Origin of the sequence: Psychrobacter sp. NZS113, assembly GCF_015864825.1 — a bacterium.
Taxonomy (GTDB): Bacteria; Pseudomonadota; Gammaproteobacteria; order Pseudomonadales; family Moraxellaceae; genus Psychrobacter.
This window is the reverse complement of record NZ_JADYWL010000005.1, coordinates 301,505-316,880: the sequence shown is the minus strand read 5'-3', so window position 1 is coordinate 316,880 and position 15,376 is coordinate 301,505. Positions and strand designations below refer to the sequence as shown.

General features: G+C 42.1%; 12 protein-coding genes and 1 tRNA gene. 6 read left to right on the top strand and 7 right to left on the bottom strand.

Annotated features, from left to right (window positions below):
* Positions 1–813: 813 nt before the first annotated feature.
* On the top strand, positions 814–1,617 hold the full coding sequence (locus I6E61_RS09755) for a tetratricopeptide repeat protein (RefSeq protein WP_197133905.1): 804 nt from the start codon (positions 814–816) through the stop codon (positions 1,615–1,617).
* Positions 1,618–1,888: 271 nt separating this feature from the next.
* Here the strand turns inward: I6E61_RS09755 and I6E61_RS09750 are convergent.
* Positions 1,889–1,974 (bottom strand) — tRNA-Leu (locus I6E61_RS09750).
* A gap of 160 nt (positions 1,975–2,134) precedes the next feature.
* Entirely contained in the window at positions 2,135–2,908 is a 774-nt protein-coding gene (locus tag I6E61_RS09745) for a ferredoxin--NADP reductase (RefSeq protein ID WP_110923088.1), read from the bottom strand.
* Between the two features lie 355 nt (positions 2,909–3,263).
* On the opposite strand from I6E61_RS09745, the gene tsaA reads away from it, so the two are divergent.
* Both tsaA and I6E61_RS09735 read left to right on the top strand, forming a co-directional pair.
* Positions 3,264–4,106, top strand: a complete 843-nt coding sequence (tsaA, locus tag I6E61_RS09740) for a tRNA (N6-threonylcarbamoyladenosine(37)-N6)-methyltransferase TrmO (protein WP_197133903.1) — start codon at positions 3,264–3,266, stop codon at positions 4,104–4,106.
* Between the two features lie 50 nt (positions 4,107–4,156).
* On the top strand, positions 4,157–5,944 hold the full coding sequence (locus I6E61_RS09735) for a GspE/PulE family protein (RefSeq protein WP_197133901.1): 1,788 nt from the start codon (positions 4,157–4,159) through the stop codon (positions 5,942–5,944).
* A gap of 21 nt (positions 5,945–5,965) precedes the next feature.
* Here the strand turns inward: I6E61_RS09735 and I6E61_RS09730 are convergent, their stop codons facing one another.
* The gene (locus I6E61_RS09730) at positions 5,966–6,631 is read right to left on the bottom strand and encodes an acyltransferase (protein WP_197133899.1); all 666 of its coding nucleotides are present in this window, start codon (positions 6,629–6,631) and stop codon (positions 5,966–5,968) included.
* A gap of 282 nt (positions 6,632–6,913) precedes the next feature.
* Between I6E61_RS09730 and I6E61_RS09725 the strand changes: the two genes are divergently transcribed.
* Together I6E61_RS09725 and I6E61_RS09720 are read left to right on the top strand one after the other, a co-directional pair.
* Positions 6,914–7,702, top strand: coding sequence for a TatD family hydrolase (locus I6E61_RS09725; protein WP_197133896.1), 789 nt, complete (start codon positions 6,914–6,916; stop codon positions 7,700–7,702).
* Between the two features lie 219 nt (positions 7,703–7,921).
* Complete coding sequence (locus I6E61_RS09720) at positions 7,922–8,605, top strand: TetR/AcrR family transcriptional regulator (protein WP_194197404.1); 684 nt, start codon at positions 7,922–7,924, stop codon at positions 8,603–8,605.
* A gap of 157 nt (positions 8,606–8,762) precedes the next feature.
* On the opposite strand, the gene I6E61_RS09715 is transcribed toward I6E61_RS09720, so the two are convergent.
* From I6E61_RS09715 to ychF, 4 genes are all read right to left on the bottom strand, one after another.
* Positions 8,763–9,443 (bottom strand): TetR family transcriptional regulator, encoded by a 681-nt coding sequence (locus I6E61_RS09715; protein WP_110923082.1) that lies wholly within the window; start codon positions 9,441–9,443, stop codon positions 8,763–8,765.
* Positions 9,444–9,548: 105 nt separating this feature from the next.
* Positions 9,549–10,982 (bottom strand): deoxyguanosinetriphosphate triphosphohydrolase, encoded by a 1,434-nt coding sequence (locus tag I6E61_RS09710; protein ID WP_197133894.1) that lies wholly within the window; start codon positions 10,980–10,982, stop codon positions 9,549–9,551.
* 79 nt (positions 10,983–11,061) lie between these two features.
* Positions 11,062–11,625, bottom strand: a complete 564-nt coding sequence (locus I6E61_RS09705; RefSeq protein ID WP_197133892.1) for a hypothetical protein — start codon at positions 11,623–11,625, stop codon at positions 11,062–11,064.
* A 129-nt stretch (positions 11,626–11,754) separates the two neighbouring features.
* Positions 11,755–12,846, bottom strand: coding sequence for a redox-regulated ATPase YchF (gene ychF, locus I6E61_RS09700; RefSeq protein WP_197133889.1), 1,092 nt, complete (start codon positions 12,844–12,846; stop codon positions 11,755–11,757).
* 323 nt (positions 12,847–13,169) lie between these two features.
* On the opposite strand from ychF, the gene I6E61_RS09695 reads away from it, so the two are divergent.
* Entirely contained in the window at positions 13,170–15,350 is a 2,181-nt protein-coding gene (locus I6E61_RS09695) for an ATP-dependent helicase (RefSeq protein ID WP_197133886.1), read from the top strand.
* Positions 15,351–15,376: the final 26 nt, after the last annotated feature.

Sequence of the window (15,376 nt, the reverse complement as noted above, 5' to 3'; positions counted from 1 at the left end):
AAGTTGTCATATTTTTCTCGGAATTGGACTTGGCTTTTTTCTGTATTTGGATAGGGATATAACATTAACTGCTCCTTGTTGTGAGAAAGGCATATTAAATGCCTTAAACTGATCTTCCTGATCGAGTCTTAATTTCATGCTACTGATATTCTTATTCAAGTTAAAGCTAATTTTTACGTTAAACATTTCAATTATCTATTACTAAAAGTTATAGCTTTAAATAAAGGCGGATGGGTCTCTTTGAGAGTATTTTCCATGTTATTTTTTGAGTAAAGTTCGAAGAACAATCTAGTAGTACAAATCGACAATTTTTTATAGCTTAATTTTTCATGGATCACTTTCAATGATTAATAAAAGCTCTGATCGTTACGATCAAACACTCCCTAAGGAAGTGCAGCTGAAACAGTTGGGGGTAATGTGAATAGAAAGTGAGATTGCAGAGTGAATTAATATTAGTATTGTTGAGCGTTCATCCTAAACCTGTTAATCGGCCTTAACGCTAAGAGTGATGCGGTTTATTTTTTCGTATTTATCAATAACAGAGTCAGATAAACGATATATTATAAAGAACAAATGTTTATATATGGAACGCGGATGTATCACTAAAGACAAGGTCGCATTGATAGATTGGTACAGCAAAGCTTAAAAAAATGGTGATATATTCATTCCACTATAAAAGTATTACAGCATTAACCTCGCTTAAAGTATTACATAGGCCTCTAAACTCAGTTGCCTGGTACTACTTTTAAATCAAATCAACTATAAGCTCAGCTGCGACGCTCATCAAAAACTGAATGAGAAGGAATAGTTGTCATGCAAAAACTTAATAAGATATTAATTCATAAAATGATGATAGTAGGATTATCAAGTGGTTTAACCATACCTGCTGTTGCAGATCTTGGCATTGTAAATACTTTAATGAACAAAGGACTCGCTACTACTCAAGCCACTCTTGGCTATATGTACAGTACCGGTGATGATGTTAGTCAAGATGATGTTAAAGCATTTGAATGGACTAAAGCCGCTGCTAATAGAGGAAGGGCATTTTCCCAATATGCACTTGGAGAGATGTACAGCAATGGCACTGGTGTACGTCAAAACGATGCCAAGGCCATTGAGTGGTATGAAAAAGCTGCCAATCAGGGAAATGCTGAGATTCAATTTAATCTTGGCGCTTTTTATCAGCACGGCGAAGGTATTCCTCAGGATTATGATAAAGCAGTTGAATGGTATCGGCAGTCAGCCGATAAAGGTTTTGCACTAGCTCAGTATAATCTCGCTGGAATGTACGATAAAGGCCAAGGGGTGAGTCGGGATTATGCAGAGACACTCAAATGGCTAAGAAAGGCTGCTGCTCAAGGATATGCGGGAGCTCAAAACAATATTGGTGATATGTACGAAACTGGTAGAGGGGTTAAAATTGATAATGCAAAAGCGGCTGAATGGTATCTGAAAGCTGCAAATCAAGAAATAGCCGAAGCGCAGAACAGTCTGGGCTTGATGTACTTTGAGGGCAGAGGGGTGGAGCAGGATAAAGCTAAGTCCCAAGAGTGGTATAGCAAATCTTGTGACAACGGATATCAGCCGAGTTGTGATGAGTTGTCGCTAATTGAATAGTAGAAACTGTCATTCTAAAAAATTAAAACAGACATTTATTTATCAAGTGTTAGCCATGAGGTTATCACTTGGCATAACTTTGTCAGCTGGAGCCGATGAGTTCTTTGAAAGTATGACTGTTTTAGCAGAGCAGAATGGTTCTTCAAATTCAGTACACTCAATGTGCATGGATTGGGATAGATAGAGCAGGACAGTATGGAACGCCAGATACAACAGAGCCCCTGATATCAGGGGCTCTAGATGTTCTATAAGATAGTATAGGACTATGTATTGGTACCAGTGGTCGGACTCGAACCGACACGCTTATTAGGCAACGGATTTTGAATCCGTCATGTCTACCAATTCCATCACACTGGCATGTTAGGTAATAATATCTATCAGATAGGTATTATCGAATTGGGCTACAGGGTTAACTCTGTATAGGCTGCGTATTATAGCAGGCTATTTTTGATCGTCAAGAATTATTTTATATAATTTGCGATTAAATCAAAAAAAGCCTATGTATTCTATATATCACTTATCCTACAAAGGCACGTTCAACTGCATAATCTGCTTGAACACCCATACGTGGTGAGACGGTTAGACCAAAGTCATCCAAAATAGCAGAAACTTCTGCGTTGAATGGCATGCTACCGCAAATCATCACACGATCATCTTCTTTATTCATCGGTGGTAAGCCAATATCTTCAAAGAACTTGCCCGATTTCATAAGGTCAGTGATACGGCCTTGGTTTCTAAACTCTTCACGAGTCACAGTCGGATAGTAAATGAATTTTTCGCGGAACCATTCACCAAAGATTTCATCATTGGCCAACTCGGTTTCGAACATCTCACGATAGGCCAAATCTTTGGCATGACGTACGCCATGTACCAAAATGATTTTATCAAAACGCTCGTACACTTCAGGGTCACGTGCTAACGCCAAAAATGGTGCCAGTCCTGTGCCAGTTGAAAGCATGTATAAATGCTTGCCCGGTAATAAATCATCTAGTACCAGTGTCCCTGTCGGTTTTTTGCTAACCAACAGCTCATCACCTACTTTAATGTGTTGCAGACGTGAGGTCAGTGGGCCATCTGGCACTTTAATAGAGAAGAACTCTAATTGGTCTTCATAATTGGGGCTAGCAATCGAGTAAGCACGTAATAATGGCTTGCCATCGACGACGATACCAATCATCGCAAATTCACCATTACGAAAACGTAGGCCGTCGTCGCGAGTGGTTTTTATACTAAATAGAGAGTCATTCCAATGACGAACCTCTGTAACCGTTTCGGTGCGAAGTTTTGACATAAAGTCCTCGTTAAGTAGTCGCTGTGTGCGTCAACAGTATTAATTGAATGTGTCATTAGGGGTTAGCACTGCATCAAATTTTTATTATGATGACGATTAAATGGTCAGGCAGTGTCCAAATGTCGACGTATATTTTATATCTTATTAATGAGATAAAGGCCACTATTATCGTGATGCAATCTATTCTCAATAATAATTCTCGCTCATAATACCAAAATTTAAAATAAAAATCCGCCTAGCCGCTACTATGTGGCATGATAAAATGGAATATCGTTAGTGAGTAATTGTGTATCACTGGATAAAACTGGTTTATATTGGCAGGTTTTGGTTATTAGTAGATTTCTTGGAGACTTTTATGTCTGGTGACGATGCACAGTTAGATAACCATCATCATGCACCCATAGTGGGCTATCACCGTGCACCATTATCACAAAAATTTGGTGCGCCACGTCAGCCAAATTTGGTAGCGCTAACCAGTGTTATCGAAATGCTCGCGCCTTACGATACACCAGCAGCATTCGTGGGCTTGGAAGCGTTTAGCCATATCTGGATCAGCTGGCAGTTTCATCATAACTATAAAATAAAAGACAACGCTGTGAATGAGGCAGATAGTAGCTTTCGCCCACAAGTACGACCACCACGATTAGGTGGCAATCAAAAAATAGGTGTGTTTGCCAGTCGTAGTATGTATCGTCCGTCGGCACTAGGATTGTCTGTCGTCAAGCTTGAGCGCGTAGAGGTAATACAGGGACGAGCATTTCTTATTATTAGCGGTGCGGATATGATAGATGGTACGCCTATTGTCGATATTAAACCGTATGTGGCGTATAGCGATGCGCTTGTAGAGGCAGAGAGTGGATTTGCACCTTCTGCTCCTGAGCTGTTAGCGGTGACGATAACTGAATCTGCTTACGAGCAGTTTTTAGCGTTAGCTAATACTGGACAGCTTATTAATAATGACGAAGAGATAAATATAGAGCAGGATACGGTTACGACGCTTATGCATCAGATGCAAAGTCAATTATTACTCTCTGATATCGATATTATTAAGGCACTCATTGCGCAAGATCCTCGTCCAGCGTATCGTCGTACTCAAATAAATATGCCGTTTACCATGCGCTATAAATCTGTTGATGTGAGCTTTCAGTTGATAGCGGTAGATGAGCTACAAATAACCGCCGTTGTAGAAGTGATATGAATTGATATCATTCTCGACTATATACTCTAAAATGATAAAAGAAGAAAAATATGTCTGAGCAGAAATATTCAATAGTGATTGATTTACGTTGGTGTCTAGATGAGCTGTTGGCAGATAAAGTTATTGACCAACGGGGCTATAATTTAGTCATTACTAGTCGCCGTGATAAGACACAGCATCCACTGTTGACCATCAACGAGTTTGGTTTACCAAATGGCCATGCGCTTGATAGTGACTCTGAGAGCAAATTAACATTGCCGTGGCTCAATCAATGGTTGGCTGCTAAAGCGGGTATGCCACTCGTGCGTATCGACCCTCTAAAAGTTGATGTCCCTGCTGTGACGCAGCTGATGTCCTTCGAATATGCACGCTCACAGCATATTTTGCCTATTGAAGTCACACTAGATGAAGTCGTCATCGGCACAGATCAGCCGTTTCATACCGATTGGCACTCAAATATTGAAAAGCTGATTAAATCTAAAACTTATCGTACGGTCTATATTAATCCTGAACAGATTAATCGTTATCGACAAGAGTTCTATCAAGTCACGCAAGCCATTGCAGGCGCGAATAGTGTTCACAAGCGTGCGGCAGCTGATGTCACCAATGTCGAAGCGTTATTGCAATTAGGTGATAACACCAATCCCGATGCGAACGATCAACATATCGTCAGAGTTGTTGACTGGCTGTTGCAATATGCTTTTGAGCAGCGTGCCAGTGATATTCATTTAGAGCCGCGGCGTGAGACTGGCAAGGTACGTTTTCGTATCGATGGCGTGCTGCATACCGTCTATGAGATGCCTTTAGCAATTATCGTTGCGGTCACGGCACGAATCAAAATCTTAGGACGACTTAATGTCGCAGAAAAGCGTAAACCACAAGATGGACGACTAAAAACCCGTACGCCAAAAGGGTTAGAAACTGAGCTACGTCTTTCTACCATGCCTACTGCGTTTGGTGAAAAATTGGTCATGCGTGTATTTGACCCTGAAGTACTGGTGCGTTCATTTGCGCAGCTTGGCTTATCCGGCAAGCAGCTTGAGACGTGGCATGAGCTGACGGCGCATCCCAACGGTATTATTTTGGTCACAGGTCCAACGGGATCGGGTAAAACCACTACGTTATATAGTACGCTCAAGCAGCTCGCCACAGAGCAGGTTAACGTTTGTACGATTGAAGATCCTATCGAGATGATTGAGCCTGCTTTTAACCAAATGCAGGTAAATCCAGGCGTTGATTTGCATTTCGCGGAGGGTATTCGCTCCTTGATGCGTCAAGATCCAGACATCATTATGGTCGGGGAGATTCGTGATGCAGAAACGGCAAATATGGCTGTGCAAGCTTCTCTAACTGGGCATTTGGTGCTTTCGACGTTACACACCAATGATGCACCCAGCTCTCTCACTCGTTTGCATGATTTGGGTATTCAGCCGTTTTTAACCTCTGCTACTATACTAGGAGTGATGGCACAGCGCCTGCTACGTACATTATGTACGCATTGCAAGCAAGCCGTTGATGTCACGCCAGATAGTGAGATTGCGATTCAGTGGCAAGAGTTGGTACAGCCTTGGCGCGCGCCAGCCCCAGCACAAATCTATACTGCAAATGGTTGTGAGCACTGCCGTCATACAGGTTACCAAGGGCGTGTGGGCCTCTATGAAATCATGCCGTTGTCAAACGAGCTAAAAAAACTGGTTGCAGCTGACTCGAGCTTAGACGTACTTAAGCAGCAAGCGTACCGTGAAGGTGTGCAGCCACTAAGGTTGTCTGGTGCAAAACGTATTAGTGAAGGGGTAACGACCATAGAAGAGGTAATGCGAGTAGTACCCCTTAATTAAGGATCAAATCGTGAACCGCTTTTAGCGCTCCCAACGTACATTTTGACGAATGATTTTGGCTGGCGTGCCGGCAACCATGCAGTTTGGTGTTTCGACTGGCTTGTTGACAAACGAGCCAGCTGCGATAATGCAGCCACTAGCAATAGAGACATTTTTAGAAATGGTCACATTGGCAGCAATCCAGATATGGTCCCCTAAAATGACGTCAGAATGTGCTTTGTTTACTCGTACATTGGTCTCTATATCATAAACCTTGTGGACGTCAGTAGCACGAATCTCAATACCACGAGATATCATGCAAGATTCACCAATGGTCACGCTTTTATCACGTGCCAAAATATAGCAGTCAATGGCCGTAGTATGGTTACCTATATGAATGTGCAAATGATTACCAACAATCAATAATTGCCCAGAGAATTTAACCTTCTCTCCAATGGTTATGCGATTATGACTGCCATTGATGTCTATTTTTAGCTTATTAAATTTACCATGCTCACCGATATTAATTTGATTGTCATCACCTTGACGAATGGTAATAACTGAATTGCCAATAATACGTGCATCTGCGGCAATATCGATATGGTTACGATGCCCTTTGTCTTGTAATAAAAACCGTTGTCCGTACAGCTGTTTGGGCAATAATGTCTTGATAATAGGAGGCAGGGTAATGATTTTTTTATGGGTCATAATAAAGGGCTTATGCAAGTCGTCAAAAGGATAAAAGTGTCTGCTGGTTAAGCGTTTTATAGTGTACCGTCAAACAGCACTTGAAAATAGCCTATTCTAGAGCAATAAATACAGTTATCTATAGTCAATCCTCTATAAAATAGTTACAGCGTTAACCTTGCTTGAAGTATCAGATATACATCTGCACTCGGTTGCCTTGTATCTCTTTTAAACTGAATCAACTATATTCGAAGCTTTAACTTTAATATCTTTTATTTATCAATTTTTATTAACGAGATTTTTATGTTTACTGATACTCACTGTCACCTTAACCGTTTAGATTTAACAAAGTACGATGGCCAAATGTCTGGCGCAATAGCCGCTATGAAAGAAGCCAATGTCACTCGTGCGATGGCGATTATGTGTGATTTTGCCGAATATGATGATATCGCTGACATTATCAAAACGTATGCGGATGAAACACTGAATCTTGGTATGAGTGTGGGCATTCATCCTTGTGAAGATATGGCTATATTACAATCAGCGACCGTTGAGCGCCTGATAGAAACGGCCAGTGTTGATCATGTATGGGCAATAGGAGAGACAGGATTAGATTATTACTGGTCAACGGAAAATAAAAAAGAACAACAAGCCAGCCTTGCCCGTCATATCCATGCCAGTCAAAGTCTGAAAAAGCCACTCGTCATCCATATGCGTGATGCTAAAGAAGATACAATCGACATCTTAAAATCTGAAGGAGCAGAACACGGTATTATCCACTGCTTTACCGAGGATTGGGAGACTGCAAAAAAAGCACTCGATTTAGGGTTTTATATTTCATTTTCAGGTATCGTCAGTTTTAAGAGTGCGCAACAAATCAAAGACGCCGCAAAAAATATGCCTAGAGACAGACTGCTTATCGAAACCGATAGCCCTTATCTAGCGCCTGTGCCTAAACGTGGTAAACCTAATGAGCCAGCCTATGTGCCCTACGTGGCCAGTTGTATCGCAGAGATGTATGGCTGTAGTAGTGAAGACGTTGGTGCATTGACTGCAAAAAACTTTGAAAATTTACTGGCACAGTATCATTAAAATGGTTATGCTATGACCAATCAGTCATTTACCATGTAGCCTTATAATGACCTGCTCCAAGCAGACGTAATTATATGATTGCTAATGACTATATTAGAAAATATGAGCATATTCCTTGTCGACCTCGCGCAGTCTCTGTATGGCTCCATACTCTTGATGTTAGTGTGTTAACGCAAACGACAGTCATATGCTTAATCTTATTAAGTTTTGGGAGAGACTATGAGTCGTCAGCATCAGTTCAAGGTACGAGAAGAAAATATCTTAGCAATGGCAGAGCAATTGCTACTTGAGTCGGGCGATGGTGATATCACTTTAGACAGTTTGGCAGACCAGCTAGATTTGGCTAAAGGGACACTATATAAGCATTTCTCCAGCAAAGATGAGCTCTATTTGCGTATTATTATTCGTTACGAAGAGCATCTGTTTAATATCAATCGTATTGATGATTGTCCATCGGCAGGTGTCGCTCGGATGATTTTTCAGCAGCTGTTCAATCCACAAAAAGCAATGCTACTGAATCAAATCGAAGAGCGTTTGGCTGCATCGGTAACAGGGCTCAATCGATTATTTGGTGAGTTGTATGATATCCGTCGTCAGCGTATGAAACGTTTGATTGATATCATCAGTGCTTATTTGAAAGATGAGCACAGCAGTTTGAGTACGCGAGATTATCTATCGTCTATTTGGGCCATGGGTCAAGGCGGTGCTGGACTATTGAATTCGAGCTTTTACCAGCGTTACTTGGGTCGCCGAGATACTTTGCGTTATGCGTTTGTCCAGCAAATACTAGAGTTGCCTAGTCATTATCCTGCTGTGGACGATGAGGTGATGGATGAGGATATGCAGGAATTGGTAGAACAAATTGAGACTGAGTCAGAAGAGCATCGCAATACCAATTATTAAGCGGTTTATTGCCTCTTAATACTGTCTATTCAGTTTTAATGTCATAAGCAATATCATTATAAGAGCTGTGTGTTGTCATATTTATCATGGCAACACACAGCTCTTAGTTTTTTATAGCTTTCAAAAATTAATGAAGCATGCCGAGCCCTACAGCACGCTAGTCTTCTAATAGGGTTTCTTCCGTAGATTTCCAGTTATAAGCACCATAAAACAGCATCTGTGCTTGACGAGTACAGTTATGCAGCATCATCTGTTTATTCTCTTCAATCTCGTTCAAGTCGATCTCGTCATCATGGTCTTCCGTATACGTCAACTCCAACCAGTCGATAATCCAAGAAAAGAACATATTGACCCCAGCTTCAGCCAATAACCGACGGTCATAGTCATTGATATGAGTAAATGCGGGCTGCAGTGCTAGGTCATCTGCCAAGCCTTGAGCATGCTTCTTTGTGAGCTCATTGATGGCTTTTCGGACAGACTCTGAGCCGCCATAACGTTCACTGACCAAAAACTGCCAGTAATAAGGCTGATCGCTCACCATATATAAAAACAGCTGAATACTCTTGGCAATTTGACGATCGAAGCTACGCTTGCGGCCAATCTGTAAGCTATCGCTTAATATGGCCAATGTGCCTCCTAACTCTTCAACCACCAACGCACGTCCGAGCGACTCCATATCATCGAAATGTCGATAAAATGCGGTCGGTACTACGCCGACTTCACGCGTGACTTGTCTTAGGCTGATAGAGCTAAAAGATTGCCCTGTCATACATAAATCGAGTACGGCATTAAAAAAGGCGTGCCGAGTTTGAAGTTTCTTTTGTTCGCGACTGCTCATAATATTTCAAAATTGTCCGGTAGGTGTTTATCATACTCATTTCAGCGCAAAAATACGAATGAAATACGCAACTTGTATTCATTTACTAAACCATACACTGGTCTTTTAAACCATTGTGCCCCAATGACCCTGCAATTCCTGCGCCAATCGATACGCTTCATGGTCATTCATGCCAGTAATAAAATCTAAAATATTTAAAATATTGTGATAAGTATTATCTGATAACTCGCGGCGATGTTCGCAAAGGTGAGGTTGTAGCAGCATAGACAGACGTTGCTGCTCAAAGGACATAGATTGAGGGTCAGATGTTACTCTACTACCTGTCCAAGCCAATGGCATAAAAGCATCTAATAAACGATGCAAGCATTGGTTGGCCATTAGCTCCATTCGTACTTTGTTTGGGTGATTGAATATTTTCTCACGTGCCAACTGCTTAGCTTGGTTAATACCACTTTGTACACTGATATCACAGTGGTCAAATAAACTGCCTTGGAGTTTTCCGGCAAGCAAGGCATCACTATTGGAGACAAAGGCGTCGGTCACCGTGTTTACCAAACGCATCATGGCACGTGCTCGCAATGAGGCAAGACTCTGCCTAACGGACATGTGTGCTGGTAAGTTAATACTATTAGGGCGCTCACCAATCAGCTCATAAAATATCGTGGCGACTTCCTCGTAAGTGAGCATGTTAAGGTTGATGCCGTCCTCTAAATCTATGAGCGCGTAACAGATATCATCGGCTGCTTCTAGCAAATACGCCAGTGGGTGTCTGGCAAAGCCATCATGTTGCTCTGAGCGCGGCAGATTCAAGCAAGCTGCTAACTCTTCTAGCTGATCCGCTTCGCTATAAAAGCAGCCAAATTTTTGCACGTTGGTTGCAATGCCGCCTGAATGTAAGCTGTGAGAGGTATCGTTGCTATGTGTCGCTAGCCAAGGGTATTTCATAAAGGCACCTAAGGTCGCACAAGTAAGGCGCATGCCACCTTTGTCCGGATGGTGCTCATTACGTGCCAATAGCCGAAACCCTTGAGCATTACCCTCGTATGCTAATAGGTCCAAGCGCTCGTTGCTGTTCAAAGCTTGCAAAACAGTGTGACGATCCGGATTGATAAACCAATCACGAATGGCATACTCTCCTGCATGACCAAAAGGTGGGTTGCCAATATCATGAGCGAGGCAGGCGGCTTGTACAATAACGCCGACGTCCGCTGGCGAGATACCTGATGGTAAGCCATTGCCTAATTTATCATGGAGCTTTTCTGCTGCCATCATTGCTAAAGAACGTCCAATACACGAGACTTCAAGCGAATGCGTTAAGCGAGTGTGAATCCCGAGCTGATTGGTCAACGGATGGACTTGGGTCTTTTGATTGAGCTGTCGAAAGGAATGTGAAAACACCAGTCTGTCATAGTCTTTATGAAACTGAGAGCGGGTACTCGTATTGGCGTTAAACTTTTTGGAAGCGCCAAGACGCTGTGAGTTGAGGAGATGAGACCATTGGACGGTAGGGGATGACAAAGAGGTGGGTGTACTTAGCATATTAAATATCCGAAACCAAGGGAGTCTATAGCATAGCAAAATAGCGCCCTTGGTACAGATATATAGTCAGAGAACTACATTAAGATTTCTGGCAGTTAAAAAGGACGTCTTCCTTTTCGATAGCCACATTACCGTCCAATGTTTTATTGAGTAGTGTTGCCTTGTCACCATTTACTTGCCAGATGATGCCATGGGTATCATCTAGGCCAATATCACTCATATAGATTTTTTTATCGGTGCTTTCATTGAGATCAGAGGCAGCAGTCAAGTAATACTCTAGACCATCGATGAGCAGGGTCGCTGTCTGTGGCGTACTGTCGTTACCGTAAGAAACATCAATAGTAGCAGTAGGCTCACAAGAGAATGGTGTGCCTGCACTGGCATGGTCATGGCCTTCGTGCTCATCATGATCGTGCCCTTCATGTTCTTCGTGATCGTGTCCTTCGTGGTCATGACCCTCATGTCCTTCGTGCTCATCATGATCGTGTTCGTCATGCTCTTCGTGCTCATGCCCTTCATGATCATCTACAGCGGTTACTACCTCAGCGTCAGTGCTAGGTTGACAGCCCAATAGTGAGCCTGTCACCACACTGCCTATGAGCGCAGCACCTGCGAGTTTAGAAAAAGAGAAATAAGCAGCCATAATATACGTCCTCAAATAAGCAAAAATAAAGATATGTTATAATATAACAATTAATGCACAAAATAAAGCCGATGATAGAGAATATCCATCATCGGCTCATTAATTTTAAATGCTATTTAACGCTTAAAGTTATACGTTAAAACGGAAATGCATCACGTCGCCATCTTGCACGATGTATGTTTTGCCTTCTAAACGTGATTTACCAGCAGCAGCTGCGCCTTTTTCACCATTGTGTTCGATGAAATCATCATAAGCAATAACTTCGGCACGAATGAAACCACGCTCAAAATCAGTATGAATCACGCCAGCAGCTTGCGGTGCGGTTGCGCCAATAGCGACGGTCCAAGCACGTACTTCTTTAACACCAGCGGTAAAGTAAGTTTGCATGTCAAGTAAGTCATAACCACCGCGAATGACTTGATCAAGACCAGCTTCTTCCATATCCATCTCAGCTAGGAAGTCTTTTTTGTCGTCTTCATCAAGCTGAGCGATTTCAGATTCGATTTGGTTACATAGAGCGATGACGATAGAGTCTTCACCAGTCGCATAGTTGCGAACGGCATCAAGGTAAGGGTTGTTTTCAAACCCATCCTCAGCGACGTTAGCGATATACATCGTAGGCTTTAGTGTGATTAAACCATAGCTTCTGATGAGTTTTTTCTCATCAGCATCTAGATCTGCTGCACGTGCTGCTTTACCTTCTGCTAGCAATGGCTCGATTTTTTTGAAGATATCAAGCATAGCACTAGCGTCTTTATCACCGCCTTTGGCTTTTTTGGTCAAGTTGAATATAGCGCGCTCAACGGCCTCTAAATCTGCCAATGCAAGTTCGGTATTGATGGTTTCGATGTCATCAATCGGGCTGACGCGGCCATCGACGTGAACGACGTTGTCATCATCAAAGCAGCGTACGACGTGAGCAATCGCGTCAGTCTCACGAATATTAGCTAGGAACTGGTTGCCCATGCCTTCGCCTTTTGACGCGCCTGCGACTAGACCTGCGATATCAACAAACTCCATCGTCGTTGGTAGTACGCGTTCAGGATTGACGATATCAGCCAGTTTCTTTAGGCGTGGATCTGGTACTGGTACGATACCCGTGTTGGGATCTTTGGTACAAAATGGAAAGTTTTCAGCGGCGATTCCCGCTTTGGTCAACGCATTAAACAAGGTGGATTTACCCACGTTTGGTAGGCCGACGATGCCGCAATTAAAACCCATAACATTCTCTCAATGTATTAATAAAATCAGTTGGTATAAAGATTGGTTAAATGATAAATCAAAATTGGGCACATTGTAGCAAATTTACCGGAATAGGGGTGAGGTTGTTGTATTGTATACTGAGATTTTGCTTTTGGTCATTACTGACAATTTTGCTGTTTTATCGATTATGGTAAGCTGTGCTATAAAGCGATAGTTTGGCTTGTAGGCGTATAAAAGACAAGCATCTGTGACTCGCTACACTTTACGAGCAATCCTCATTATGAACACCAAATGCTCTCAGTCAAATGCAGCTAAAATAAAATGAAAGGCAAAATTCTATAATGACTACCACGATCTTTGACACGCGCCACTATAATTATCCGCAGAATTTCATCGAGATTAAGCCCAAGCTGGCACGTCTAGAAAAGGCGATTAAAAAGCTAGAGGCAAATTTAATCGATGCTGATGACGATGCAAATATTGAGTTACTCAATCAAAGGTTGAGTGGTGAATTAGGATTAAAAGTAGACTATGCCCGCGAATTGAATCCTGACCAATTATTAGCAGCCACGACTATCGAAGGCAAAGTATTGGTTATAGCAGGAGCTGGCTCAGGTAAGACTAAAACGCTAACGTACCGCACCAGTTATTTGTTAGAGAACGGAGTTACGCCCAAAAGCATCTTGCTACTGACCTTTACGCGTAAAGCCGCCAATGAAATCAAAAGTCGTGCAAAGACTTTATTGACCAATAGTTTATCTGATGAAGATTTGGCCAAGGATAAACTACCAACTGATAAGCGGCTCAACGATATCACTAGTGGTACATTTCATTCGTTTTGCAATATGCTATTGCGCCAGTATTCAGGGCTGCTGGGTATCAATCCGCGATTTACGATTTTAGATACTGGCGATAGTGAAGATGCCATCGACTTAATTCATAAAGAAAAAAAGTATCCTGCGCAAACCAAAAGCCAGGCCTTTCCACGTAAGAAAACATTGCAAAATATTATTTCTAGCTCTCGGAATAGACGCATTCATATCCGCGATTTAATCGAAAGCAGTTATCCTGATATCGCCGTACATATTCCGATTATCGAGCAATTGGCGGTCGATTTTCATGAGTATAAGCGTGCCAATCATCTCTATGATTTTGATGACATAATTAGCCAAGTTGTGCGCCATTTGAAGACCAACGACACCTTTCGGCAAATGCTACAAAACCAATATCGCTATATCATGGTTGATGAATATCAAGACACCAATATTCCGCAAAAGCAGCTGATAGATTTGATTTGTGAACCTGAGTCGGTATCACTGATGGTGGTCGGTGATGACAATCAAAGTATTTATGCTTTTCGCGGTGCCAATTACGAAAATATTCTGTTATTCGGTGAGACCTATCCTGATGCCAAGCTCATTAAGCTCGAACAAAATTATCGTAGTACGCCCGCTGTTTTAGATTATATCAATGCCTTGTCAGCGCAAATCACGCTAGGCTACCAAAAGCAACTGTACTCTGGCGCATCGATAAGTGGGTACAAGCCAATATTTAGCCCCCTAAGCAATGAGACAAAAGAAGCCAAATATATCGCTGATAAAATTATCGAGCTAAAGTCGGATCATGACTACAATGATTTTGCGGTACTGTGCCGTACGTCGTTTCAGTCTAACTATGTCCAGCTAGAGTTTATGGAGCGTCATATTCCATTTATCGTGGTGGGTGGTATAAAGTTCGTTGAAAGGCGACATATCAAAGATGTTTTAGCCTTTATTAAAATTCTTTATAACCCTAATGATACGATTGCATGGCATCGTATTTTGACCTTGTTCCAAGGGGTTGGGACAGTCACCGCGACGCGTTTGACCCAAGCGATTAATGCCGATAATAACTCCTTTGAGCCACTACTCACAGCGAAGTTTGCTAAAAAAAGCGAACAGCTTGAGCCTTTATACAATACGCTTACTAAGGCAAATCAGGCTGAATCAGTCGAGACGGTCATTGAGCTGATTTTAGAGTTCTATATTCCTGTCTTAAAAACGATTGAAGAGAATTGGCGAGAGCGTAATGAGGATTTCCGTGTGCTTAAAAATTTGGCAACAGAGCACAGCAGCCTTGATAACTTCTTAGAAAATTTGGCACTTGACCCACCCAATGACTCGGTCGCGACAACCAGTCAACCTGAAGAAGAAAGCAAAGATAAAGTCACTATTTCGACCATTCATAGTGCGAAAGGGCTAGAGTGGCCAGTGGTATTTGTTAATTCACTGGTCGATGGTATTACGCCGCATCATCGCTCGTTGGATGATTTTGAGGAGTTAGAAGAGGAACGAAAATTATTCTACGTTGCTTGTAGTCGAGCTAAGACCAGACTGTATCTCACTGCGCCTGATTACTTTGCCAGTTATTCAGGGTATTTTGACAAGCCATCACGCTTTATCGCGGAGCTATCTGCGGATGAGGTCACCGTCGAAACTTCTAAACAGATGAGAGAGGAGAATGATGATCCAGTATGGTGGTGATATTATGAGTATATTACCACTATACT

Excerpts from the sequence above, each read along its gene's own strand:
- I6E61_RS09755 (WP_197133905.1), top strand. The coding sequence starts at position 814 with ATGCAAAAACTTAATAAGATATTAATTCATAAAATGATGATAGTAGGA.
- I6E61_RS09745 (WP_110923088.1), bottom strand. The coding sequence starts at position 2,908 with ATGTCAAAACTTCGCACCGAAACGGTTACAGAGGTTCGTCATTGGAAT.
- tsaA (WP_197133903.1), top strand. The coding sequence starts at position 3,264 with ATGTCTGGTGACGATGCACAGTTAGATAACCATCATCATGCACCCATA.
- I6E61_RS09735 (WP_197133901.1), top strand. The coding sequence starts at position 4,157 with ATGTCTGAGCAGAAATATTCAATAGTGATTGATTTACGTTGGTGTCTA.
- I6E61_RS09730 (WP_197133899.1), bottom strand. The coding sequence starts at position 6,631 with ATGACCCATAAAAAAATCATTACCCTGCCTCCTATTATCAAGACATTA.
- I6E61_RS09725 (WP_197133896.1), top strand. The coding sequence starts at position 6,914 with ATGTTTACTGATACTCACTGTCACCTTAACCGTTTAGATTTAACAAAG.
- I6E61_RS09720 (WP_194197404.1), top strand. The coding sequence starts at position 7,922 with ATGAGTCGTCAGCATCAGTTCAAGGTACGAGAAGAAAATATCTTAGCA.
- I6E61_RS09715 (WP_110923082.1), bottom strand. The coding sequence starts at position 9,443 with ATGAGCAGTCGCGAACAAAAGAAACTTCAAACTCGGCACGCCTTTTTT.
- I6E61_RS09710 (WP_197133894.1), bottom strand. The coding sequence starts at position 10,982 with ATGCTAAGTACACCCACCTCTTTGTCATCCCCTACCGTCCAATGGTCT.
- I6E61_RS09705 (WP_197133892.1), bottom strand. The coding sequence starts at position 11,625 with ATGGCTGCTTATTTCTCTTTTTCTAAACTCGCAGGTGCTGCGCTCATA.
- ychF (WP_197133889.1), bottom strand. The coding sequence starts at position 12,846 with ATGGGTTTTAATTGCGGCATCGTCGGCCTACCAAACGTGGGTAAATCC.
- I6E61_RS09695 (WP_197133886.1), top strand. The coding sequence starts at position 13,170 with ATGACTACCACGATCTTTGACACGCGCCACTATAATTATCCGCAGAAT.